Raw genomic sequence first — 22267 nt, forward strand, 5'->3', positions numbered from 1 at the left:
TTAGGACGCATGTCTTTACATTTAGGACGGATGGTAGGGAGGTGACGGTGGATACGTCAACGCGGGACGCGACGGGGCCGTACGCGGCCAAGTCGCCGCCGACCGGCCGCGTCGTGGATGTCCTTGCCACGCTGGCAGATTCACCGCACGGCCGGACGTCCGCCGAGCTGGCCAAGTCGTGCGGGATCAGCACCTCGACCTGTGCGCTGGTGCTGGCCGAACTTGCGGGGCGCGGCTGGGTGGCGCGCCGCGAGGACCGTCGCTACGTGCTGGGCAGTGGCCTGTTCGGACTGGTCCACGGCCTGCGCGCCCAGTTTCCCCTGCTGGATCGCGGCCGCGAGGCGTTGCGTTTCCTGCACGACACCCTGGGCGCGGGTTGCTCGATGTCGAGGATCGACGCCAGGCACCTGACCACCGTCGACGCCGTCGGACACGGCGCCGACGGGGCACGGGCGGTCGGCCAGCGGTTCCCCATCGACCCGCCCTTCGGCCTCGTGGCGATGGCCTGGCGTGACGACGACTTCGTCCAGTCCTGGCTGCGCCGCGTGCTGCCCCAGCTGACCCGCGCAGAGATCGCCGGACATCAGCGCGTGCTCGCCGATATCCGCGCCCGCGGCTACGGCGCGTGGCGGTTCGACGACACCCACCGGTCGCTACACACCCGCCTCGCCGATGTGCTTGCGTCGCTGGAACCGACCGCGCAGGTGACCCGACAACTCACCACCCTGATGACGATGGTCACGCTGCGGTCGGTCACCGATGTCCTCGAAACGGAGTTGGATTCAACGGAATTCGTGGTTCTACCGATCTTCGGAGCGCAGGGCCAGCCGGATTACCAGATCGAGATCCACCTGGGGCGCTCGGCGGGGCTGAGCCTGGCCGGCCTCGAGAAGGCGCTCACGCAAGCGCAGAACCTGCTCGGCGCCGGCGTGGCGTGACGGCCGCAATCCGCCGCGAAGCGCGACGCCGCACGACATAGAGTGGGCACGACAGACAGGAGCCCCCATGTCTCAACCGCAGCCCCGGCACGCTGCTCCAGATCCCAAACGCAACGTCAGGGCGATCCGGACCGTACGGTTCTGGGCCGCACCACTTGTCATCACCTTGGCGCTCGTGTCCGCACTGTGCGCGCTCTACCTGGGCGGCATCTTGAACCCGACGACCAACCTGCGGCATTTCCCCATCGCGGTGGTGAACGAAGACGCCGGGCCGGCCGGCAAGCAGATCGTCGACGCTCTGGTCAACGGCCTGGACAAAAACAAGTTCGACATCCGCGTGCTGCGGCGCGACGACGCCAGGCATCAACTGAACACGGCGCAGGTGTACGGCTCGCTGTTCATCCCGCCCAACCTGTCGTCGGAGTTGCGCGACTTCGCGGCGGGCGCGCTGGCGCCCACCCACGCCGACCGGCCGGTGATCACCATCTTCACCAACCCGCGGGCCGGCACGCTCGGCTCGAGTATCGCCGCACAGACGCTGAACGTGGCGATGGGCACCGCCAGCGGCGAAGCCGGCGAACGGATCATGGCACAGGTCGAGGCGCAGACCGGCGGTGCGCCGCTGCCCGGCGCCGCGGAGGTGGGTCTCGCCAACCCCATCGACGTCGAGACCACCGTGTTCAATCCGCTTCCGGAAGGCACCGGTAACGGGCTGTCGGCGTTCTACTACGCCCTGCTGCTGCTGCTGGCGGGATTCACGGGCAGCATCGTGGTCAGCACGCTGGTCGACGCGCTGCTCGGTTACGTCCCGGCCGAGCTGGGGCCGGTGTACCGCTTCGCCGAGCAGGTGAGGATTTCCCGGCTGCAAACGCTGATTCTCAAATGGTTCATGATGGTGCTGCTGGCGCTACTCACCTCGGCCGTCTATCTCGCGATCGCCCACGGGCTCGGCATGCCCATCGACCTCGGCTGGCAACTGTGGGCGTTCGGCGTGTTCGCGATCGCCGCGGTGGGCATCACGTCCAGTTCCCTGCTGTCGATACTGGGTTCGATGGGCCTGCTGGTCAGCATGTTGATCTTCGTGATCCTCGGCTTGCCGTCGGCGGGTGCGACGGTTCCGCTGCAGGCCGTCCCCCCGTTCTTCCGCTGGTTGGCCGAATTCGAGCCGATGCACCAGGTGTTCGTCGGCACCCGCTCGCTGCTCTATCTGCGGGGCCATGCGGACACCGGTTTGAACCAGTCGCTGCTGATGACTACGCTCGGCCTCGTCATCGGCCTGCTCCTGGGTGGCATCATCACTCATCTTTACGACCGCAAGGGTTTTCACCGAATCCAGGGAGCCGCGGAGCTGGCGATCGCCATGGAGCATCAGGCGCAATACGCGCGCCAGACCAAGCGTGAGCGGCCCGGCGAGGCGGAGACCGAAAGCCCAAGCGAGCAAACGTAATTGCAGCGGGGCCTGCGCGTCACCGGCCTGTGACCTCGGTGGCCGATCCTGTGGATGTCGCATCCACCTCCGGGCCGAAAGGGCTATCGTGTTTCCCCGACGAGCCAGCTTGCGCCGGCTGGCGGCCTTCGGCGCTGCCGTAGTCGCGACCACCGCGCTGGCCAACGCCGCGGGCGGCGCCGTCGCGCGCGCCGCCGACGGCCGCGACCTGCTCGCCGGCGCCATCGCCGGCACCAAGGGCTCGTATCTGGTCTACAACTTCGGGCCGGGCCACCCCGCGCCGATGCTCAATGCGAGCGGCAGCTGGTACGAGATGACCAATGGCGGCCACCTGATGATCATCAAGAACGCGGCGGGACGACTGTCGCCCCATCTGTTGGTCGACACCCACCAGGGCGAGCAGGCCAAGTGCGAACACAACCCGGGCGCCCGCACCAGCGAGGGGCTTTGGCAGGCCTCTGAGCTCTACGCGCCGCTTCAGGCGTGGCAGCGGATGGGGCAACCCACCATCGCGATCAATGCCAACTTCTTCGACGTGCGCGGCCAGAAGGGCGGGTCGTGGCGCCAGACCGGCTGCAGCTCGCCACTGGGCGCGTTCGTCGACAACACCCACGGCCAGGGCCGGGCCAACCAGGCCGTCACCGGGACCGTCGCGTATCCCGGCAAGCAGGGACTGTCGGGCGGCGGCGAGAGCTGGAGCGCGCTGACGACGATGATCATGCCCACGGGCGGTGCCCCCTACGTGGTGTGGCCCCGCGCCAAGAACGATTACGACGCCGCGACTCCCGTGGTCGCGGACCTGCTCAACAAGAACGAGAGGTTCGTCGCGGTGTCGGGGATCGGGCTGCTGGCACCCGGCAACATGGGCCAGCTCCAGGACGGCGGCCCCAGCGCCGCCCGCACGGCGCTGGCCTACTCGAAGCAGAAGGACGAGATGTACGTCTTCGAGGGCGGCAGCTACACGCCGGACAACATGCAAGACCTGTTTCGCGGACTGGGCAGCGAGAGCGCGGTCCTGCTCGACGGTGGAACTTCGTCGGCCATCGTGCTGCGCCGTGACACCGGGGGCATGTGGGCCGGCGCGGGATCTCCGCGGGGGTCGTGCGACACCCGTCAGGTGCTCTGCGATTCGCACGAGCGCGCGCTGCCCAGCTGGCTGGCGTTCAACTAGCGACGGGCGGCGGGCCGAAGCGGAAGATCAGCAGGCTGGTGGCGATCACCGCCGCGGTGACGGCCATGACCGGGGCCACCACGAACCGTGACATGGTCGCACCCAGGAAGGCGCCTGCGCACATCGTCGCGACAACGGTGAGGCGCAGCTTTTCGCGGGCGCCCGTGCCCCCGGCGAGGCGGCTGTCCAGCCCGAAGCTGACGATCGTCGACGTCAGCACGGTCGTGGAGAGTTCCTGGATGCCGAACTGCCGCGCGCTCGAATGTTGCAACCCGAAGGTCACCGCGAGCACACCGATCATGACGAGCTTGGTGTCGTCGTGATAGTGCAGCGCGCCCGCACCTGCCAGGATCGCCAACGTCGCCAACAACACGATCTCGGTCGCCAGCACGGTGGTGATCCACGTTCGTGTCCGCGCACCGAAATGTCGTGCCAACCGGCCGCTGAGGATGGTGGTGCACACGAAGGTGGGCAGGGCAACCACCACCGCGGTCAGGTCGATGCTCGACCGGGGCGCGAGCCAGAAGCCGAGGAAGATCACGTTTCCCGTCATGTTCGCGACGAACACGTGGCCGAGGACCAGGATGCTGATCGAGTCCGCCAGTCCGGTGGCGAAGGTCAACAGCAGCAGCGCGACGTTGGTCCATCGCTCCGACACCGGCGAGGTAACGGCCATCGCGCTACAGGTGTGGGGTCAGGTCCAGCGAGGTGATGGTCGTCATCCTGCTCACCAACCACCGCCCATTCGTGCGCTTCATGAACAGCCGGTAGGACAGATATTTCAGTGACGGGACGTTCTTGGTCAGCGGACTGGTGGACGAGGTGTTGGTGTAGACGATGACGACGGCGTTGGGGTCGTCGAGCGATTCGACCGCCGCGCCGGTGACCTCGGTGCTGTTGGTGATCTTGGCCTGCTTGTTCGGGGCCACGATGGCGTCGACGAATTTGCGGTACTGGGCCTCGAAGTCACCGCTGAGGTAGCGCGCCGCCCGGTCGGCGAGGGTGTCCATGTTCTCGGGCGTGTAGGTCCACAGCGTGGTGATGGCGTCGGCCGCGGTCCGGGCGATCTTCATTTTCGTTGCGGCCGTGGCACGGTCGTTGAGGTAGGGCTGCACCGCCGCGCCGGCGAAGGCCGCGGACCCCACGAAGAGCGCGGCGGCCACCGCGACGGCGACGCCGAGCCACCTGCCGGCCGGCCGCCTGTTCCTCCTGGCGGGTTGGTCTTCGGCGACCGGGCCGGCCTCCGCCTCGTCGGCGGCGCCGTCCTCCGGGGCGGCCTCCACGGAATTCGTTGCGGCGTCCGCGCTTTCGTCGGAAGCCACCGTGTCCGTGCCGGAAGGCGCTTCCGCGTCCGCGGTCAGATCACCTGCTGCAGGCTGCTGATCTTCCACTGCTTCCCTTCCCGCGTGGCCGTCGCCACCCAACGACTCGTGTTTTCGAAGACCTGTTTTCCGTCCGGCGATTTAGTGCTGACCGCCGTCGCCACGATGATCGTGGCGCTGCCGTCGTCGTTCCAGCGCTCCACCCCCGCGTCCAGCACGGAGCCGGTGGCGGGTTCGGCGCGGGCGACCTGGAGCAGTATCTCGTTGGCCTTGTCGTGATACTCCTTGGCGAAGTCGCCCGTGGCCTGGCCCAGCACCCCGGTCACGTAGTCGTTGGCGTGGAACGGATCCAGAGAGGTGAACTGCGTCATGAAGCCGGTCACGTAGGCGAGCACCTGGCGGTCTTTCGACTCTTCGCGCTGGCGACCCTCGTGCGAGACCAGCACCAGGGCGCACATCGTGATCGCCGCCACCATCAGCACCGCGGACGCCGCGGCGGCCAGCGGCGCTGCCCACGGCCGTCGGGCCGGCAACGGTTCCGCGACGAGCAGCGGCCCTTCGCCGGGAGAAAACCTGCGGCGCGGGCTCACCTTCCGTTCCCCGGTGGTCGCGGCTTGGTCAGCACGGCCAGGTCGTCGACGCGCCAACGGTCGTCGTCGCCTTTGACGAACGTCACCCGGACGGTGGCGCTGATGTAGCGCTCGTCGGGCGCCGCGCCCCGCCGGCCCTGCAGGAACATCAGCATGGTCGCCCGATCCGGCGTCGCCGCCTTCACCGACTGGTCGGTCACCCAGTATTCGTTGATGACCGGGGTGCCCTTCTGCACGATCTCCTGTTGCGCCGCCAACTGTTTGCGATAGTTCTCGGTGGCCAGCGACCGGGCGCGCGCGAAGTCGTCGGCGAGGGATTTCGGGTCGTAGGACAGCATCTGGGTCACGATTCTGGGGCCCTGGGTGGCGATCTGCGCTCGCGTTTCCCGGGCCGCCCGGTCGTTGCTGTAGACCGCCCCGTAGCTCACGGCGGCACCGCCGAGGCACAGCACCACCGCGGCGAGTATCGCGATCGCCGCCCACCGCCGGATGCCGGCCGGCGTCCGGTCCGGTGAGGCGCGCCGCACCTCGGTGCGCAGCAGCAGGTCGGAAAAGGTGCGGCGCCGCGAATCCCAGAGTGGCCAAAGCCATCCCACCACCGACGCGGTGTCGAGTAGGTGGGTCAGGTCGCGCAGCAGCAGGACCCATGGCCCGACGGCCCGGCCGTCTCGCCGCACGACGACGATCCCAAAGAGAGCGCGGCCCAGGCTCCAGCCGGTGATCGCGGGCAGCAGCAGCCGGTTGACGAGCATGAGCAGGACGACGACCCCGATGACGGCGATGCAGCACCACCACCACACGCCGCGGGGCGGCACCGCGAGCGCGACGAGCGCCATGGTCGTCGCCGCGGCGGTGCCGGGCAGCACGTCGACCGCACCGGCACCGACGCGAGACTTCCACGGCGCCAAAGCATCCTGCGTTGATTCAGGGCCGGCGGTGGTCGCGGTGTTCTCGACCACCAGCGTCACTTCGTTACCTGATCGAGTTTGGAGATTTTGTATTGACCTTCTGCGAGGGCCATCTTCACCCGCAACCGGTAACCGGTTTCGTTCTGGGTCGCGTCGTTGGCCACCTTGACACGCAGCGCGACGAGCACGTCGACCGAGCCGTCGCGGTTGTGGCGCTCGACGGCGGCCCGCGCATCGGAGACCGTGACGTGAACGTTGGCGGCCTGGTAGGCCTGCACGAGCATCCCGGTGTAGAGCAGGGCCTGCGAGCGGTAGGCATCGGTTCCGCAGTCGATGATCTTCTGTTCGCTGGCCGCCATCGCCTGGGTGTCCGGCGCCTGGGTCACCGACACGCAGTCCAGCGCCGCCTTGAGCGCCTTGGCATCGTCGCGCGCGATCGCCTGGTCCACGCGATGGAAATGCAGCGCGAGGTAGCCGCCCGTGCCGACCGCGCCGGCGCACAGCACCAGCACCGCGGCGATGCCGACCAGCCAGCCGCGCCTCAGCCGCGACGGACCGCGCTCGACGACCTGGTTGTGGTCGCCGGCTGCTTGCGGGCCGTGCTGGGACTCCTCGGACTCTGGGGAATCTTCGACCGTCGCCTCGGACGGCTCTTCCGTCGTGGGTTCGTGCGACACCGGCTCGGCTCCGCCGACGGATTCTTCCGAATCCTCGCTCGTCGCCTGGGTGTTCAACGTGTCATCCGCGTCGATGGGGTTCAGCCGGCCGGCGCCAGCATCTCCTTCCATCCGTCGTCTCCTGTTTTGGTCGAGTTCTCGACGGAGTACTTGACTCCGTCTGGCCCTACCAGCTCACCGCTCTGGGGACTGTAGATCGCCGAGGGAGGCCCGCTCGGAGTGTAAACACACGGGTTGGGCTGCTGGCCGTTGCACTGCACGGTACCGGAGCCGGGTCGCGACAAAGGGTCGCTGACCGGCGGCGGTGTCCCCGACACCCGGTCGGAGGGGGCCGGGTTCATGCCGTTGTCGACCGACGGTGCGGGGATCACCAGGCCCGGTTTGACCGGCTGGTCACAGCGTGCCGCCGGCGCCGGGCAGGTCAGGATCTGATTGGGGTCGCCGTACCAGGGGTTGGTGCCCGCTGGAACGTACGGTTTGGGATCGCGGCACTCTCGCGGCGTCGCGGCCCGCTTGCCCGGGATGTCCGTACACGGGATGTTGCGGGAACCGCGGACGCTGTTGGCCGGCGTATCCATCGGGATCTTGCAGTAGGTGCCGGACGGCAGCGGTTGCAGGCTGGTGTCGGCGGGAGACCGCCACTCGGCCGCCGGGATGAAGCCCGTCAGGCAGGGCGGCGGCTGGTTGATGGACAACGCCAGGTCGAGCGCGGCCATGTTCGGGAACGGCGCGGCGACCGTCTGCGCGATCGAGGCGCCCTGCGGCAGGAACACCAACACCTGCTCGACGCCGGTGTGGTAGCGCTTCAGCAGGTCGAAGACCACCTCCAGGTTGGCCAGCGTCTGCGGCAGCGAGTCCCGGACATCGTTGAACACGTCGTTGACCTGATCGGCCGTCGGCGCCGCCTGGTGCAGAACGCTTCTCACGCTCTGGTCCTCGCGGGCCGCCTGCGCGCCCAGCTTGTTCAGGTTGCGCGCCCAGCGCTCGATGGCGCTGCCGGAATCGACCTGGCTCTGCAGCACACCGCCGGAGTTCTGCAGGATGTCGTTGACGTCGGCGATGTTGGTCTTGAAGTCGCCGACGATCGCCTGCGTCGAGTCGACCAGCCGCTGCAGGGCCGGGCCCAGCCCACCGACGGATTGTGCTGTCTCGTCGAGCAATTGGGCGATCTTGTCCTTGGGCAGTACGGCGAGTCCCCGGTTCGCGGTGTCCAGCGCCGGGCCGATCTCGGCCGGCACCGTCCCCTTGGTGATGGTCTGCCCCGGCGAGAAGTCCTTGTTCGGATGGCCGGTGGACACCAGGTCCAGATACTGCTCACCGACGGCCGACACCGAATGCACGTTGGCCGACGCATCGATCGGGATCTTGTAGCGGCTGTCGATGCTCATCGTGGCCTCGGCGCCTTTTTCGGTCGGCTCGACATCGGTGACCTTGCCGATCGTGATGCCGCGGTAGGTCACGTTGGCCGTCGGGTACAGCCCACCCGAGGCGGGCAGCTCGGCCTTCAGGGTGTACCGGCCGATGCCCACCAGGCTCGGGATCTGCAGGTAGTAGATGCCGAGCACCGACAGCGCGATCACCGTGATGATCCCGAATGCGATGAGCTGGCGCCGGATGAAGGGAGTCAGCAATTCCTGTCCCCCCTCTCGACCAGCGGTCCGCCCGGCGCGTCGTTCGGATTCGGCGTGTAGCGCACGTCGGGGATCATCGACTCGGGGTCACGCCCGTACGACTGCTCGAGCGCCCGCAGGGCCCCGGACAGCCCGGTACCTGTGAGGAACGCGTTGTCGATGGCGCTGTAGGTCAGGTCCAGCGTCAGCGAGATGTTGATGTAGTCACCGCGGAAGATCTTCGGCACCGTGTCGATGTCGAACGGCTGGGTCAGGATCAGCTTCAGCGCGCCGATCAGGTACGGCGAGCCCCGGCCCAACTCCTTGAGCGGGCACTGCAGCGACTGCAGGTCGGTGTGCAGCGGCCCGCGCGCCTCCGACAGGTACTGGTCGGCGGCCTGGCTGAGCCGTCCCACCGAGTCGACGGCGTTGATCAGGTGCTGCTGATAGTCCTTGTTCGCGAAATACTTGACCAGCGGCGGTATTTCGGTGAGCACCCGGTCGAGTACGTCCGCCCGGCTGGCCACGTAAGTCAGCAACCGGTTGGTGGAGTCGATTGCATGGGTGATGTCGTCGCGTTGCTGGTTGAGCTGATCGGTGAAGGTGTCCAGCTTGCCGAGGAACGCCCGGATCTGCTCACCCCGCCCGTTGAAGACGTTGTAGACCTCGTTCTGCAGCACCTCCAGGTTGGGGATGCCGCCGCCGCGCAGGATCAGGGCCAGGCTCGCCAGCGTCTGCTCGGTCGTCGGGAAGGCGGACGAGTTCTTCAGCGGGATGGTGTCGCCGTTCTTGAGCAGCTGCGGCGACGGGTTCGGCGGCGCCGCCAGCTCCACGTGCTGCGAGCCCAGCAGTGACGTCTGGCCGATCTTGGCCGTGGCGTTCTTGGGCAGCTTGACGTTCTTGTCGATACCCAGGGTCAGGGTGGCGACCCAGTTCTTCAGCTGGATGGCCTTGATCGAACCGACGAAGACGTCGGCCACCATGACCTTGCTGTTGCCGTTGATCGCCAGGGTGTCGGGCACCTGAACGTAGATGGTCATGGCTCCCGAGCCGCTGCCCGGGCCGCCGGGAATGGGCACGTTGGAGATTCCGCGCCAGCCGCAGGAGCTCAGGACCAGTGCGACCGAGAGAAGCACCAGCGCGTGCCAGCCCCGGCGGCGAATCACGCGCCTCGGTGCCCTTTGGTTCGCCGCGTTCCTCGCGCGTACCGCGCTCGTCACGCGCCTCACTGCCCACCTCCGAAGTCAGCCGGTGAAGCCGGGCCCCCGGCATTCGGCGCGGGCGCCCCGACCGGCGCCGGCGTCGGCGCGACCGGCCCCGGAGCCACCTCCGGCCCGGGCGGCGGCGGCTGAATCGGCACCGGGGCCTGCAAGCCGATGAGCGGGCTCGGGTTCTCGTCGTAGGCGTTCGGCGGTCCCGGCGGGGTTTGCAGGTCGGACTGCACGGGCGCGATGTTGGGGCCGCCCATGAGTTCGCCCAGGGAGTCGGGCGTCATGAGGCCCGCGGTGATCGGCCCCACCTGCTGGCCCTGCATGCCCGGCGCCACGATCCAGCCGTGCTGGGTGTTGCGGTGCGACGTCGGCGTATCCGGGCTCCAGATGCCCGGCACGGTCGTGTCCTTGTATCCGTTCGGCGGATGCAGGCGCGGCTCGGAGTAGGCGACCTCCTTGGGCAGCGTCTCTGCGGTGCTGAACAGGTTCAGGCCGAACGGCGGGTAGTTGAACTTGATCGCGTCGAGGATGGGCCCCAGGTACTGGGCGCACAGCTCCGCGGACTCCTGATAGCCGAGCCGGCTGCCGGCCTGGATCGAGCTGCAGATGAACTGCATCGGGTTCGCGAAGTTCGTGACCGCCGGAATGGCCACCACCGAACCGTGCGACGGGTGATAGATCTGGTTGATGTTGGACGCCGCCGTCGGCAGGACGTGCAGGGCGGTCTCCAGCCCGTTCAGCGGATCCGGCTGCAGCAGGGTGTTGGTCACCGTGGCGAGGTTGCCCACGTCCTGGCTGAGCACCTGGCGGTTCTTGTCCAGGAACGGGCGCACGGTGGACAGCAGACTGTCGAACTGCTGGATCGCGTTGGCCAGGTCGTTGTCGTTGTGCGCGAGCCGGGTGGTGAAGTCGGCCAGGTTCTGGTTCAGCGAGACGAACTGCTGGTCGTCCTGGTGCAGCGCGTTGACGAACAGCGCCAGGCTGCGTACCACTGAGAAGAAGTCCCCGCGGCCCTCGTTGAGCGCGGTCAGCGCCCGCGACAGATTGCTCAGCGTCGTGTTGAACTGCTTGCCCTTGCCGGCCAGTCCGTCGGCGAACGACTCGATGACCTCACCGAACGGGCCCTTGGGCTGTTCCGGCGTCGGCCCGAGCTTGGAGATGATGTTGGTGATGCTGTTGCGCAGCTGGTCCCACTCCACCGGAACCTGCGTGCGCTCCTCGGGAATCACCGCGTTGTCGGCCAGCACGGGACCGCCCTTGTAGGGCGGCTCCAGCTGAACGGCCCGCGAGGCCACCAGGGTGGGGTTGAGGATCACCGCCGAGGCGTTGGCGGGCACCTTGTACTTGTTCTCGTAGTGGAAGGTGACCTTCATCTTGTCGCCGGCCGGCTCGATCTTGTCGATCGAACCCACCCGCAGGCCCATGATCTGGACCTTGTCCCCCGGGTACAGGGCGTCGGCCTCCGGGAAGTAGGCGACCACGGTGTTGTTGGTCAGCTTCTGGTACAGCTGCCAGCCGGCGTAGCCGAGGACGAGCGCCAGCACCACCCCGAGCGACCCGATGATCACCGTCGCGCGGGACATCTGGGGCAGCCGGATGTTGCGGACGTCAAAGATGGTGCTCAATTCTGGCTACCTCCCCCCGCTGCACCGCTACCCCCGGACCCGCCCGGGTTGATGAAGGGTGCCGGCAGTTGCTCGCCCGGCCCGGGTGGGGCCGCGGGACCCGGCGGCAGCCCCGGTGCGAACGTCGAAGGCGGCGGGGTTGGGCCGGCCGGCGCCAGGTTCTCGGTGCGCGCCCCCGGCGGTGCTTGCGTCGGCAACGGCACCGGGGTGCCCGGCACGTCGGGGGGCGGATCGCCCGGCCGTCCCGCGATCGGGATGCCCGGGGTGGGCGGCAGACCGTTCGGGTTCGGCGGCGACGTCTCCACGTCTACCGGGGCCGGGAAGCCCGGGCCGCCGAACGGACCCGAGGTGGCCCCCGCGCACGGCAACGGGTTCCACGGCCGCGGCAGGCCCTCGTCACCGATGGTGACGTTGCCGCCCGGGTTGGCCGGCGTGTACGAGCACGGCGACCCCGGTGGCACGGCCGGCCCCGGATGATCCGGGGTCCCCTCGAGCACCGGGGGGGCCGGCGGCGGCGCGCCGTTGGGGAAGCGGGTGCCGTTGGGGTCGGGGAACCGGTATTCCGGCAGCCCGGCGCTGCGCCAGAAGTTCTCCGGGTCGATGCCGCGTTTCTTGAAGGCGGCGTCAACCCACGGCTGCACGATCTGGTACGGCGCAAGGTTGTGCAGCACCACCTTGAAGAACGGTCCCGACGCGATCGCCTCGTTCAGCGACGGCAGGAACTTGCCCACCTCGGTGAGCCCCGCGGCGAGGTCGTCCTTGCGTTGCAGCAGGATGTCGCTGACCGTGTGCAACTGCTCGAGCACGTGGTTGAGGTTCGGGTTGTCGTTGATCAATCCCTTGACCTGTTCGGAGAAGGCAGCGACGTTGGACAGCAGCGCGTTGATCGCCTGGCCCCGCTCGTTGAATGCGGCCAGCAGCGTCTTGGTGTTGACCAGCAGCCGGTCGACCTGCTCGCTGCGGTCGCCCAGCACGCTGGCGACCTGGTTGGCCTGGGCAAGCAGGTGCTTGATCTGGTCGTCGCGCTTGCCGATGGTGTCGGAGAACTTGGCCACACCGTCCAGGGCCGCGCTCAGGTGCGGGTAGGTCTGGTCGATGGTCTGCGACAGCACGTGCAGCGACTCTTTGACCGTGTCGATGTCCCAGCCCTGCGCGGCCTTCGTGACGTCGAAGAAGGCGTCGTAAATCTGGTACGGGGTGGTGCTCTGGCCCAGCGGCAACGTGGCCCCCGGCCGCAACGGCTGGTTGCCGCGCGCCTCGACGTCAAGGATCTTCTTGCCGAGGATGGTGTCGGTCTTGATCGCCAGCCGGCTCTCGGTGCCGATCGAGTTGGTGCCGATCGAGAACTTCAGCAGGATGTGATCGCCGTCGATCTTGAGGCCTTCCACCTTGCCGACGTCCATTCCGGCTATGCGGACCTTGTCGCCGTTGCTGATGCCGCCGGTATCGGTGAACTGCCCGTAGTACACGGGCTGCGCGAAGATCATCGGCACGCTCGTGAAGCTCTGGCCCACGCCGAGGACGAGCACCATCACGATGATGCCCATGATTCCGATCCGGACCCGGTTCGGGGGTTCCAATGTCCTCATTGCGGCGTGCACCTACCCGTCGGCTGCTGGAACAGTCGCACTGTGCGGACCGGCCCGCCGGGCTGCAGCCCGTTGAGCTTGAGCGTCAGGTCGCAGAAGTAGAAGTTGACGAAGTCGCCGTAGGACCCGATGGCGCGCCCGATCATGTTCAACGCGGTCGGCACCTTCTTGAGGTAGTCCTGCAGTTGGTCCTGCTGGTCGATCAGCGGCTGCTGGACGGCGTCCAGGTAGTTGAGCGTCTTGTGCAGCAGCGCGCGGTCCTCGCCCAGCAGGTCGGCCACCGTGCCGGCGGCGTTGCTGATGTGTGCCGTCCCGGCCGCCAGCTGGTCGCCGTGGTTCTTCAAGCCGGTGATCAGCACCTCGAGGTTGTTGACGGTCTGGTCGAACTGCTGGCGGTGGCGCACCGTGGTGTCGAGCACGATGTTGAGGTTCTTGACCACCTCGCCGATCGCCTGGTCGCGCTCACCGAGCTGCGTGGTCAGTTGCGCGGTCTGATCGAGGATGTCGTTGATCGTGCCGCCCTGCCCCTGGAAGACGGTGATCAGGGCCGTCGCGATGGTGTTGACCTTCTGCGGGTCCAGCGCCCGGAACAGCGGCTTGAAACCGCCGATCAGCGCATCGAGGTCCAGCGCCGGAGAGGTCCGCGACAGCGGGATGAATCCGCCCGGCGGCAACACCCGGTCGGCGCCCTCGCCCTCGCCGCGTTTGAGCTCCAGGTAGCGGTTGCCGATCAGGTCGAGGTAGCGGATCTGCGCAGTCGTCGACTGATACAGCGGCACGGCGCGGTCGATCGCGAAGTCCACCCGGGCCCGCCTGCCACCGTCGACCAGGTGCACCGAGCTGACCTTGCCGATCTCCACCCCGGAGGCGCGGACGAACTGGCCCGCCCGCAGCCCGCTGATGTTGGTGAACTCCGCCGAGTAGCCGTTGGTGCGGTCGAAGCGCATTTGACCGAACACCACGATGATCATGACGGTGAAGATCAGCAGCACCAGGGAGAAGATGCTGAGTTTGACGACGGTACCGGTGATTTTCATGGGTTGATCGTGTTGTCCCCTACTTGGCGGCCCCAGACGTACTCGATCGCGTACGGCGAGCCGGTGTCGAGGTGGTTGTACGGCGCGAGGCTGTTGCCGGTGTCCATCACCAACTCCGGCGCCGGCCACAGGTCATGGGTGATCTTCTGCCAGCAGCCCGGGGCGCCGCCGGGCCCGCCGCGGGCGTTCACCCGGGGCAGGTTCTCCGGATAGATGTAGGGGTTGGGCGCCCCGCCCACCAGGCCCGCGACGCCACCGAGGCCCATCGTCAGCAACGCGACCGTCGCCAGCGACAGCGGGTTGGCCACCAGCCCCAGACCCGACAGCGCCTGGGTGTGGCTGTTGAGCGAGTAGCCGTTGCCGCCGAGGAACGCGGCGGCTTTGGGCTCGATGTCGTGGTAGTTGCGCAGCGTGCAGTAGATGGCCGGGCTGTAGGTGTCCAACAGCTGGGCCGAGGGCACCAGGTCGGTGGCCCCGCGCGCCAGATACGGCCCGCCCCGGTTGAAGATGTCGGCACCGGTATTACCGAACCCGGCCGCCGCCAACAACGCCTGATCCAAATCCTTCTGATTGGCATTGATCGAACGCGCCGTGACCACCGCATTATTCAAAAAATCGAACAGATCCGGCGAGGCCTTCGCATACGTGTCCCCCAACGCCGCCAACGCCGCAATATCCCGACGCGCCTGCGGCATCTGCGGATTGACATCATCGAGGACCGCGTTGGCGTTGACCACCGACTGCCCCAACTTCTCACCCAACCCCGCCAACGACTGCGCCGCCGCGCTCAACGTCAAATTCAGCTTGACCGGATCCACCTTCTGCGCAATCGAGGTCACCGTCTCAAACAACGTATTGATCTCGGTGGTCACCGACCGCGCATCAATCACCGTCTGCGGCGAAATCCGCTGCGGCGACGGGCTCTTCGGCGTCGTCAACGACACATACTTCCCACCGAACACCGTCGTGGCCTTGATATCGGCGGTCACATTCGCCGGAATCAACGACAAATACCGCGGATAGACATCCAACGTGAACTTCGCCCCCGGCCTACCATCACGCACGACCTCCGAAATCGAGGCCACCCGGCCGATCTCCACCCCGTTATAAGTCACCTTCGACCCCGGATCCATCACCAACCCGGCCCGCGACGCCACCATCGTCAACTTCGTCTTCGGCGTGAAATCACCCCGAAACTGCCCATACACCAGGACCAGCACCACCGCACCGACGATCAGCAGCGCGATCCCGGCCAGCTTGTAGGGCGGGTTGCGCGGGGCGTTGACCTTGCCGGGGCCTCTCACGGGTGCCGTCATCGCGCTATACCGTCAGCGCGAAGTTGGGGTTGACGCCGTAGAGCGCCAACGCGGCGGCCAGAACGACAACCTGCACCGACACCAGCGAGAAGCGCATCGACCGGCCGACCGCCTCTCCCACGCCGACGGGCCCACCGCCGGCGTCGTAGCCGTAGAAGCAGTGGGTGATCATCACGACCGCGGTGATGATGATGGCTTCGAGGAAGGACCAGAACACGTCGTCGGGACGCAGGAACGTCCGGAAGTAGTGCTCATAGGTGCCGTGGGATTGCCCGTAGATGACCGTCGTGGTGATCTGCGGCGACAAGAACGACATGATCATGGCCAGCGCGTAGAGCGGGATGATCACGACCAGCCCGGCCATGATGCGGGTGGCCGCCAGGAACGAGACCGACTTGATACCCATCACTTCCAGGGCGTCGATCTCTTCGCTGATGCGCATCGCGCCCAGCTCCGCCGTGGCGCCGGCGCCGACCGTGGCGGCCATCGCGATGCCGGTGACGACGGGCGCGGCGATGCGCACGTTGATCAGCGCGGCAAAGAAGCCGGTGAAGGCCTCGACCCCGATATTGCCCAGGGAGGCGAAACCCTGGATGGCGACCAGTGAGCTGCCGGATAGGGTCACGAAGCCGACGATTGCGACGGTGCCGCCCACCACGGCCATGGCGCCGGTGCCCATGCCGATCTGCGCGATCAGGCGCAGCGTCTCCTTGCGGTAGTTGCGCAGCGCATGCGGGATGTGGCCGACGGCGACCGTCCCGAACCAGGCCATCTGCCCGATGTCGTCGACCGCGCGGATGGCGGCGCCGCCGTAGCGGTTGAGGTTTTCGATGGAACGCGGGAAGCGCGCGCGCAGGACGGCGGATGTCGACATGTCAGTGTCCCGTTCCGAATCGCACGCCGATCGTCGTCAGCACGACGTTGACCGCGTAGAGCGCGACCACGCACAGCACCACCGTTTCGTTGACGGCGGTGCCCAGCCCCTTGGAGCCGCCGCGCACGGTCAGACCGCGGAAGCACCCGACCAGTCCGGCGATCAGTCCGAAAGTCGCCGCTTTGATCGTCGCGATGATCACCTCGGGCAGACCGGTGATGGTGGTCAGGGTGGCCAGGTAGGCCCCGCCCGACACGTTCTGCAGGTAAACGCCGAACAGGTAGCCGCCCACCAGCCCGACGGTGATCACCAGGCCGTTGAGCAGCGTGGCGACCAGGGTCGCGGCGATCACGCGGGGCACCACCAGCCGGTGGATGGGGTCGATGCCGAGCACCTCCATCGCGTCGATCTCCTCGCGGATGGTGCGGGCACCCAGATCCGCGCAGATCGCCGTGGACCCGGCGCCGGCGACCACCAGCACCGTGGTCAGCGGGCCCAGCTGGGTCACCGCACCGATCGCGGCCCCGGCACCCGACAGGTCGGCCGCGCCGAACTGAGCCAGCAAAACGTTGAGGGTGAAGATCAACAGGACGGTCAGCGGGATCGACACCATGATCGTCGGCAGGAACGCCACCCGCATGATGAACCAGCACTGCTGGATGAACTCGCGCCACTGGAACGGCCACCGGAACAACGCCCGCCCGGTCAGCACGCACATGCGGAAAAAACCGCCGATGAGGGTCAGCGGCGTCTGCAGTTGGTCGCGCACGTAGCTGACCAGGTAGGGGCCGCGTCGACTCGTCGACGTTGAAGTCACCGCTGCCCCCTCAAACCTGCGCCGCGTGGTCGTGAACGCCACCGCGGATCGTGTTGCATGCCCCCGCTTTGCCCCGATCCCCGGTGTGTGATCATCGGCTCCCTACTCGCTGGTAGTAACGGAGACCACAGGAATGTACCCGATGGCCAACCACGTGTGAACCGCATCCGCACAATTAACCCTTCGTCAACAACGGGCGAACGTTACAGTATCGGTCAACTTTCTCCCCCCGCCGTGTGATTGCCTGTGGCAGAACAACTTTCGCTTGAAACCGCGGCCCCGTAGCGGGCGCGTAGTTCAGTCTTGAGCACCTTTCCGGCCGGGTTCCGGGGTAGTGCGTCGACGATTTCGAGCGCCTTGGGATGCTTGTAGCGCGCGAGCCGCTCGGTCAGGAAATCCGCCAGGTCTTCGAGGCGCAGCTCGTCGGCAGCCACGGCGGCGACCGCGATGGGCACCTCTCCCCACTTGTCGTGGGCCCGCCCGATGACGGCGACCTCGACGATGCCGGGATGGCTGGCCAGGACGTTCTCGACCTCGGCGCAGTAGATGTTCTCGCCGCCGGAGATGATCATGTCCTTCTTGCGGTCCACCACCCAGACGTAGCCTTCCTCGTCCATCCGGACGAGGTCTCCCGAGTGAAACCAGCCGCCGGCGAACGCCTCCGCCGTAGCCTGCGGGTTGTTCCAGTAGCCGCTCATCAATGTTGGTGCGCGATATACGATTTCGCCGACTTCGCCAATCGGCACATCGTTCATGTTCTCGTCGACCACCCGGGCGGCGACCGTCGGGATGACTTTGCCGACTGACCCGCGTTTACGGATCGCGTCCTCCCCCAGCAACATGCACGTGACCGGTGACATCTCGGTCTGGCCGAAGGCCGCCAGTATCTGCGTGCCGGGGAACGTCGCCGACATCTCACGCAACAACGCGTCCGGCGCCGGCGCCGCCCCCCAAGACATCACGCGCAGCCGGAGGTCGCGGGGGCGCGCGCGTTGCTCGGCGCACACGGCCTGCCACTGGGCGGGCACCAGGAAGAGGCCGGTGACTTTCTCTTCGGCCAGCACGTCGAGCAGCTGGCCGGGGTCGAACGCGCCCAGCGGATAGATCACCGTCGGGGTGCCCAGCAGCATCCCGCTCAGGAGGTTGCCGATCCCGGCGATGTGAAAGAACGGGACGCCGATGAAACCGACGTCGCTGTTGATGTCGGCGCCGTTGGTGTAAAGCCCGCTCATCGTCTGGCCGGTCAGGTTGGTGTGGGTCAGCACGGCGCCTTTCGGCCGGCCGGTGGTGCCCGAGGTGTACATGATCAGTGCGGGCGCGTCGTTCGGGATGTCGGGCATCTCCACCTCACCGGCAGATCCTTCGCGCTCGGCGATGATGTCCTCGTAGCCCGGCATGCTGTCTTCGGTCGATCCGCCCGCCACGACGATCAGGTCCAGCAGTGGCTGGATCTCCCTGACCCTCGCCGCGACGGGGGCGAGCACCTCTTCGGTGATCACCGCCCGGGCCTCACAGTCCTCGACCAGGAATGCGATCTCGGCCGCGGTGAGCCGGAAGTTCAACGGGACGGCGATGGCCCCGAGCATGTTGACCGCCAACACCGACTCGACGAACTCCGTGCGGTTGAGCATCAGAATCATCACCCGGTCGCCGAAGCCGACCCCTCGGCGGCTCAGCGCGCCGGCCAGCGCCGCCACCCGGCGCCGAAGTTCACCCCACGTGACGGTCCTGCCCAGAAATCGCAGCGCCGTCGCCCCGGGTTGCATGAGCGCATGGCGTTCCAGTTGGTTCACCCAGTTCTGGCGACGAGCCCGGTACGGCTGCTCCGTGGCGGGTTCGGACCCCTGGGTGCGATGGCTGGCCAATTGCGCGGTCAACTGAACACTTCCCTTCACTCGCGCACCGCTTGCGACAGGTTGATATTTGATAAAACATAGTGTTGTCTGGGTCACATTATGACCTAGGGCGGCCGCCTGACAACCCCCGTGACAACTTCGATAGCACCCCAGCCACGCCTCCGAAAGTCCTGGCAGCACACGTGAACGCACCGATATCTACGCCGCCGAGGAGCCGACGACGCCTGCGCCGGGCCCAGCTGTCGGACGAGGTGGCGGGTCACCTGCGGGCGGCGATCATGTCCGGCACGTTGCGGCCGGGCACCTTCATCCGCCTCGACGAGACGGCCGCCGAGCTCGGGGTCAGCGTCACTCCGGTACGTGAGGCCCTGCTGAAGCTGCGCGGCGAGGGCATGGTGCAGCTCGAGCCGCACCGCGGTCACGTGGTGCTACCCCTGACCCGCCAGGACATCGAGGACATCTTCTGGCTGCAGGCAACGATCGCGCGGGAATTGGCGGCCGCGGCCACCGAGCACATCACCGACGCCGACATCGACGAGCTCGAGCACATCACCGACACGCTCGCCGCGGCCGTCGGGTCCAGCGATACCGATACCATCGCCGGCCTGGAGTTCGCCTTCCACCGCGTCTTCAATCAGGCCGGCGGGCGGATCAAATTGGCGTGGTTCCTGCTCAACGCGGCGCGCTACATGCCGGTGCAGGTGTACGCCGGCGACCCGGAATGGGGTGCGGCCGCCGTCAACAACCACCGGCAGCTGATCGCCGCGCTGCGCCGACGCGACGCCGCCGCCGTGGTCGAGCACACCGTGTGGCAGTTCACCGACGCGGCCGAACGGCTGACGGAGTTACGCGACCGCCTGGGGATCTAGCGGCGATCGCGAGCGCGGCGCAGCCGGGCGAAGCGGGTCGCCGCGCTCAGGCCCAGCGGCGATCGCGAGCGCGGCGCAGCCGGGCGAAGCGGGTCGCCCGGCCCCCGTCGACCTCAGGCCGAGAGCTGCTCGGCGCGTTGCTTGAGGTTCTCGGCGAGGTGGTCGAGGACCTGGTTGAGCATCTGCTTGACCATCGGCGCGGGTATCGGCATCGAGGTCTCGACGTCCATGTCCACCGTCAGCAGGCTCGACGTACCGGCCTCCACCACGCTGAACAGCTGCTCCTGCTTGGAGAACAGGTCACCCTGCTGCAGGACGGTCTGGATCTGGTTCTCCCCGGGGTAGTACACCGCCTGGATGAAGGTGCTCTGCATCCCTTGCACGTCGGTGTCGAGCCGCAGTTGGCTGGGGCGCCCATCGTCGTAGCGGGCGAGCACCCAGGTGCCCTTGATCCCCTCGTTCCACTGCGGGTAGGCCTCGAAGTCGGCGACGATGGCCATGATCGACGCGGGGTCGGCGCTGACTTCGACGGTCTTGCTCAAAACTGGCATTGGCGAAGCATAGCGGGGCCGGCGGTGCGCGCTGCCAGCGCGGCCGGGCCGAAAGGGTCGGCGTCGCGCCACATCTCAGGCTGATGGCGCAACTGACGCCGTCGACAACAGGGCGCGGATGGCGTCGGGAATCGGGACGGGCTTGCGGCTGACCCGATCGACGTAGACGTGCACCCAATGACCCAGCGCGGTGATCGGCGCCGCTTCCGTCGGGCGGAACACCCCCAGCCGGTAGGTGACGCTGCTGCGGCCCAGCCGCGTCACCGCGAGCCCCACCACGAGCCCCTCCGGGAAATGCAGTTCGGAGAAGTAGCGGCAGCCCGACTCGGCGACGATGCCCAGGGCCGGAGTGGTGAGGGGTTCGAGGCCGGTGCCGGTGTTGATCCACGCGTTGATCGCGGTGTCGAACAGTTGGTAGTACACCGCATTGTTGAGGTGACCGAACATGTCGTTGTCGGCCCACCGCGTTCCCACCGGCCACAGCACCGGGAAATCGTCACTGGTGAGCCCGTCCGGGGCGGGCGGAACCGAAGTCATGCGTCCTGACTACCAGTACCGCATCGCTTGCCGAAACAGTTCCGCCAGAACCGGTTTGGTCATCTCCCTCGGAGCGTTTTGCAGGAGACGCTGCTGGGGAAGGGCGCCCTCGGTCAGGGCGGCCACATCGTCGTCGGTGTAGCCCACCCCGCCGAGCCCGTTCGGCATCCCCACCGCCCGCATGATGCGGATGAGCTCGCCCGCGAGCACCTCGCCGGCATCCGGCGCACCGGCCCCCCGCGTGTCAGCCCCGAGCAGTCGCGCGCCCTCCAGGTGCCGCTCGGGGCTCGCCTGCGCGGTGAACCGGAACGACGACGGCGCGTTGAGGATGACGGCCATGCCATGCGGCACCAGCGGCTCGTCGGCGGGGTAGCCCGAGGGCCGGAAGTCACGCACCAGCCCCGCCACCGCATAGGCCATGCCGTGCGGTGCGTGGACGCCGGCGTTGCCGAACGCGATGCCGGCAAGCGTTGCCGCCCACATCATCTGCTCGCGGGCCTCGCGGTCGGAGGCGTCGTGGACCGCACGTTGCAGGAACTGCCCCAACAGGCGTAGGGCCTCCCGGCAGCCCAGGTCGCTCCACGGATTGGCGCCCTGGCTCATCGGTCGAAGACTGGGCCGCTCCGGAGCGCGCCGCCGCAGGTAAGGCCGCGCGGTGTAGGACTCCAGCGCGTGTGACAGCACATCCAGCCCCGCGGCGGCGACGACCTCGGCGGGCAGGGTCGCGGTGCAGTCGGGGTCGACGATCGCCTCGGTGGGACGCAGCGCGTGCGACGCGATGCCCGTCTTCGCAGAGAGCGCCACGAGGTCGAAGATGGCGATGCCGGTGACCTCGCTGCCGGTGCCCGCCGTGGTGGGACACGCGATATGCGGCCGCAGCGGGCCGGGTACGGGTTTGGCCTCCCCGACGGGTGCGTTGACGTAGGTCAGGAAGTCGGCGGGATGACTCGCATAAAGGTTGGCGGCCTTGCACGTGTCGATGACGGAGCCGCCACCCAACGACACGTAGCCATCGGGATTGCACTCCTGCGCGAAGCGCGCGGCCTCCGTGAAGGAGGCGTCGGTGGGCTCCACATGTACGTCGGTGTAGGTGATCACGTCGAGACCGGCCGCGACCAGGCAGTCGTGCGTCTTCGCGAAGATGGGCAGTTCGGCGATGCCGGCGTCGGTGAACAGCGCCACCCGCCGCAACCCCAGGGCGCCGGCCCGGTCGCCCACCTCGCCCAGGCAACCGCGGCCAAAGGTGACCCGCGACGAGTCGACGGTGAAGGCTTCGTCGCAGTCCCCGCGGGGGACATCGCAGCACGCCATCCGTCCTCCTG

The 22267-nt window shown here is 67.6% G+C and carries 21 protein-coding genes; 4 read left to right on the forward strand and 17 right to left on the reverse strand.

The genetic code is table 11. The features are described 5' to 3' along the window. Positions 1-113 precede the first annotated feature (113 nt). The 3 genes from G6N48_RS17975 to G6N48_RS17985 all read left to right on the forward strand — a co-directional run bounded on the left by G6N48_RS17975 (position 114) and on the right by G6N48_RS17985 (position 3556). Positions 114-938: a MarR family transcriptional regulator gene (locus tag G6N48_RS17975; protein ID WP_139825877.1), complete on the forward strand. Its 825-nt coding sequence runs from the start codon at positions 114-116 to the stop codon at positions 936-938. A gap of 67 nt (positions 939-1005) precedes the next feature. Continuing rightward, positions 1006-2385, forward strand: coding sequence for a YhgE/Pip domain-containing protein (locus tag G6N48_RS17980; protein ID WP_085270330.1), 1380 nt, complete (start codon positions 1006-1008; stop codon positions 2383-2385). Positions 2386-2446: 61 nt separating this feature from the next. Next, positions 2447-3556, forward strand: a complete 1110-nt coding sequence (locus G6N48_RS17985) for a phosphodiester glycosidase family protein (protein ID WP_085270353.1) — start codon at positions 2447-2449, stop codon at positions 3554-3556. Here G6N48_RS17985 and G6N48_RS17990 read toward each other — a convergent pair. From G6N48_RS17990 to fadD5, 14 genes are all read right to left on the reverse strand, one after another. Further along, positions 3549-4232, reverse strand: a complete 684-nt coding sequence (locus G6N48_RS17990; protein WP_085270329.1) for a YoaK family protein — start codon at positions 4230-4232, stop codon at positions 3549-3551. The genes G6N48_RS17985 and G6N48_RS17990 overlap by 8 nt on opposite strands. 4 nt (positions 4233-4236) lie before the next feature. Then, complete coding sequence (locus G6N48_RS17995; protein ID WP_085270328.1) at positions 4237-4947, reverse strand: hypothetical protein; 711 nt, start codon at positions 4945-4947, stop codon at positions 4237-4239. After that, entirely contained in the window at positions 4914-5468 is a 555-nt protein-coding gene (locus tag G6N48_RS18000) for a mammalian cell entry protein (RefSeq protein ID WP_085270327.1), read from the reverse strand. Before G6N48_RS18000 ends, G6N48_RS17995 begins: the two co-directional genes overlap by 34 nt. Beyond that, positions 5465-6436 carry an RDD family protein gene (locus G6N48_RS18005; protein WP_085270326.1) on the reverse strand — a complete coding sequence of 324 codons (972 nt, stop codon included), beginning with the start codon at positions 6434-6436 and terminating at the stop codon, positions 5465-5467. The genes G6N48_RS18000 and G6N48_RS18005 overlap by 4 nt, the downstream gene beginning before the upstream one ends. Continuing rightward, positions 6433-7164, reverse strand: coding sequence for an Mce protein (locus tag G6N48_RS18010; RefSeq protein ID WP_085270325.1), 732 nt, complete (start codon positions 7162-7164; stop codon positions 6433-6435). The genes G6N48_RS18005 and G6N48_RS18010 overlap by 4 nt, the downstream gene beginning before the upstream one ends. Beyond that, the gene (locus G6N48_RS18015; protein WP_085270324.1) at positions 7134-8684 is read right to left on the reverse strand and encodes an MlaD family protein; all 1551 of its coding nucleotides are present in this window, start codon (positions 8682-8684) and stop codon (positions 7134-7136) included. Before G6N48_RS18015 ends, G6N48_RS18010 begins: the two co-directional genes overlap by 31 nt. Next, positions 8678-9883, reverse strand: a complete 1206-nt coding sequence (locus G6N48_RS18020) for a virulence factor Mce family protein (protein ID WP_179969886.1) — start codon at positions 9881-9883, stop codon at positions 8678-8680. Before G6N48_RS18020 ends, G6N48_RS18015 begins: the two co-directional genes overlap by 7 nt. 5 nt (positions 9884-9888) lie before the next feature. Then, complete coding sequence (locus tag G6N48_RS18025) at positions 9889-11499, reverse strand: virulence factor Mce family protein (protein ID WP_085270322.1); 1611 nt, start codon at positions 11497-11499, stop codon at positions 9889-9891. Continuing rightward, positions 11496-13088 (reverse strand): virulence factor Mce family protein, encoded by a 1593-nt coding sequence (locus tag G6N48_RS18030; RefSeq protein WP_085270321.1) that lies wholly within the window; start codon positions 13086-13088, stop codon positions 11496-11498. Before G6N48_RS18030 ends, G6N48_RS18025 begins: the two co-directional genes overlap by 4 nt. Further along, positions 13085-14125, reverse strand: a complete 1041-nt coding sequence (locus tag G6N48_RS18035; protein ID WP_085270320.1) for a virulence factor Mce family protein — start codon at positions 14123-14125, stop codon at positions 13085-13087. Before G6N48_RS18035 ends, G6N48_RS18030 begins: the two co-directional genes overlap by 4 nt. Next, entirely contained in the window at positions 14122-15441 is a 1320-nt protein-coding gene (locus tag G6N48_RS18040) for an MCE family protein (protein ID WP_163670871.1), read from the reverse strand. The genes G6N48_RS18035 and G6N48_RS18040 overlap by 4 nt, the downstream gene beginning before the upstream one ends. A gap of 4 nt (positions 15442-15445) precedes the next feature. Then, a complete protein-coding gene (locus G6N48_RS18045; protein ID WP_085268654.1) occupies positions 15446-16315 on the reverse strand; it encodes an MlaE family ABC transporter permease in 870 nt (289 codons plus the stop codon). 1 nt (position 16316) lies between these two features. Continuing rightward, positions 16317-17132, reverse strand: coding sequence for an MlaE family ABC transporter permease (locus G6N48_RS18050; protein WP_085268687.1), 816 nt, complete (start codon positions 17130-17132; stop codon positions 16317-16319). 215 nt (positions 17133-17347) lie between these two features. Further along, entirely contained in the window at positions 17348-19009 is a 1662-nt protein-coding gene (gene fadD5 / locus G6N48_RS18055) for a fatty-acid--CoA ligase FadD5 (RefSeq protein WP_085268686.1), read from the reverse strand. 161 nt (positions 19010-19170) lie between these two features. On the opposite strand from fadD5, the gene G6N48_RS18060 reads away from it, so the two are divergent. Then, positions 19171-19857 carry a GntR family transcriptional regulator gene (locus G6N48_RS18060; RefSeq protein ID WP_085268653.1) on the forward strand — a complete coding sequence of 229 codons (687 nt, stop codon included), beginning with the start codon at positions 19171-19173 and terminating at the stop codon, positions 19855-19857. A gap of 113 nt (positions 19858-19970) precedes the next feature. Here the strand turns inward: G6N48_RS18060 and G6N48_RS18065 are convergent, their stop codons facing one another. From G6N48_RS18065 to G6N48_RS18075, 3 genes are all read right to left on the reverse strand, one after another. Then, a complete protein-coding gene (locus G6N48_RS18065) occupies positions 19971-20408 on the reverse strand; it encodes an SRPBCC family protein (RefSeq protein ID WP_085268652.1) in 438 nt (145 codons plus the stop codon). 75 nt (positions 20409-20483) lie between these two features. Beyond that, on the reverse strand, positions 20484-20945 hold the full coding sequence (locus G6N48_RS18070) for an acyl-CoA thioesterase (RefSeq protein ID WP_085268651.1): 462 nt from the start codon (positions 20943-20945) through the stop codon (positions 20484-20486). A gap of 9 nt (positions 20946-20954) precedes the next feature. Then, a complete protein-coding gene (locus G6N48_RS18075; RefSeq protein ID WP_085268650.1) occupies positions 20955-22256 on the reverse strand; it encodes a hydroxyacid-oxoacid transhydrogenase in 1302 nt (433 codons plus the stop codon). Positions 22257-22267: the final 11 nt, after the last annotated feature.

Source organism: Mycobacterium parmense, from assembly GCF_010730575.1.
Taxonomy (GTDB): Bacteria; Actinomycetota; Actinomycetes; order Mycobacteriales; family Mycobacteriaceae; genus Mycobacterium; species Mycobacterium parmense.

Bases quoted from the DNA above. Each gene is read 5' to 3' on its own strand.
- G6N48_RS17980 (WP_085270330.1), top strand. From the start codon at position 1,006: ATGTCTCAACCGCAGCCCCGGCACGCTGCTCCAGATCCCAAACGCAAC.
- G6N48_RS18065 (WP_085268652.1), bottom strand. From the start codon at position 20,408: ATGCCAGTTTTGAGCAAGACCGTCGAAGTCAGCGCCGACCCCGCGTCG.
- G6N48_RS18045 (WP_085268654.1), bottom strand. From the start codon at position 16,315: ATGTCGACATCCGCCGTCCTGCGCGCGCGCTTCCCGCGTTCCATCGAA.
- G6N48_RS18040 (WP_163670871.1), bottom strand. From the start codon at position 15,441: ATGACGGCACCCGTGAGAGGCCCCGGCAAGGTCAACGCCCCGCGCAAC.
- G6N48_RS17990 (WP_085270329.1), bottom strand. From the start codon at position 4,232: ATGGCCGTTACCTCGCCGGTGTCGGAGCGATGGACCAACGTCGCGCTG.
- G6N48_RS18075 (WP_085268650.1), bottom strand. From the start codon at position 22,256: ATGGCGTGCTGCGATGTCCCCCGCGGGGACTGCGACGAAGCCTTCACC.
- G6N48_RS18070 (WP_085268651.1), bottom strand. From the start codon at position 20,945: ATGACTTCGGTTCCGCCCGCCCCGGACGGGCTCACCAGTGACGATTTC.
- G6N48_RS18030 (WP_085270321.1), bottom strand. From the start codon at position 13,088: ATGAGGACATTGGAACCCCCGAACCGGGTCCGGATCGGAATCATGGGC.
- G6N48_RS18035 (WP_085270320.1), bottom strand. From the start codon at position 14,125: ATGAAAATCACCGGTACCGTCGTCAAACTCAGCATCTTCTCCCTGGTG.
- G6N48_RS18010 (WP_085270325.1), bottom strand. From the start codon at position 7,164: ATGGAAGGAGATGCTGGCGCCGGCCGGCTGAACCCCATCGACGCGGAT.